This window comes from Escherichia sp. MOD1-EC6300, from assembly GCF_002965045.1.
GTDB lineage: Bacteria > Pseudomonadota > Gammaproteobacteria > Enterobacterales > Enterobacteriaceae > Escherichia > Escherichia coli_F.
In genome coordinates this window covers 1-1013 of record NZ_PTRH01000055.1, presented here as the reverse complement: position 1 = coordinate 1013, position 1013 = coordinate 1, and the positions used below count along the sequence as shown (strand labels likewise).

At 39.9% G+C, this 1013-nt stretch carries 2 protein-coding genes and 1 pseudogene; all 3 read right to left on the bottom strand.

Annotation, left to right across the window (positions count from 1 at the left end; genetic code table 11):
• Positions 1-104, bottom strand: a pseudogene (locus BGE37_RS26075) (hypothetical protein); the annotation flags it as partial.
• Between the two features lie 26 nt (positions 105-130).
• Positions 131-457, bottom strand: a complete 327-nt coding sequence (gene ybfB / locus BGE37_RS24750) for a protein YbfB (RefSeq protein ID WP_000873947.1) — start codon at positions 455-457, stop codon at positions 131-133.
• The coding region (locus tag BGE37_RS24745; RefSeq protein ID WP_105288551.1) for an RHS repeat-associated core domain-containing protein at positions 457-1013 on the bottom strand (557 nt) is incomplete at its 5' end. The genes ybfB and BGE37_RS24745, both read right to left, overlap by 1 nt.

Here is a 1013-nt window from a genome sequence, read left to right as displayed (position 1 = left end):
CGATTATCCGGCCATATGCAGAGGGTGCTGTCCGGGTGCAGCTCCGGGTCAGGCAGGCGGTTACCTGCCGGGTCCGTTGCATACGGGATATCAATGCCCAGGTTACATATAATAATAAGAGCAATTAACTTTATTTATTTATAATGCGCTTACTTAATACAAACCATTGAATATACCCTCCTGACAGAAAATAAAGCCATATTATTATCGCCATAATATACTTACTATCAATTCTTACGCCAATAATGTCTGAAATACTCCCTATAAATATTAGAGCGATAAAGAATACTATGCCTGTTGGAAAACATATTACCATCATTCCATAAGACATGAGACTAATTAACTCGCTCACATCACGAGTGGAGTCTAATAGTGAAAGTCTATGCATGGAAAAGAATAGCATTAAAAGTGATAACGCCAGCCATATAGCTCTGAATGAAAAAATAATATATTTCATTACATCACTCCGGTGAATACAAATCTAATAAAACGTCCAATGTTATTTCCGGAGCACTTCATCTTACATGTTTCTAAAGAATCATTAGACCAGTCTTGGCAGTTTTTAAATAGCCCTAAATTTATAGGTGTGAATATATCAGGCAATACAGAATAACGCGGCCTTACCTCTTTAAACTTCCCTTTTAAACAGTTCTCCACACAACTATTATCGGTTTCAACGAGGTCACAACGGCCAGCAGCTTCTTTTGTATCATTACTTGCTTTACCTGGCCCCCATAGACCATCTCCTTTTGATTCTCCCCGTTGGTCTTGGCCACCACAAGTATAGTCCCCTTTACCATCTGGGACACAAAGATATTGATGATAGAACAGATTCCCCCATATATCTGGACCGCTTCTTTCACCAGTTCCGCCCATTGAATGCAGTGGCTTAATGCATTTTAGTGTTTCTAATCCTAATGGATCTATATTTGAGATCGGATTCAACGGATACTGATAAAAATTCCACCCGCCTTCCAGCCCAATCGGATCCTGAGTGATATACCGCCCCTGCA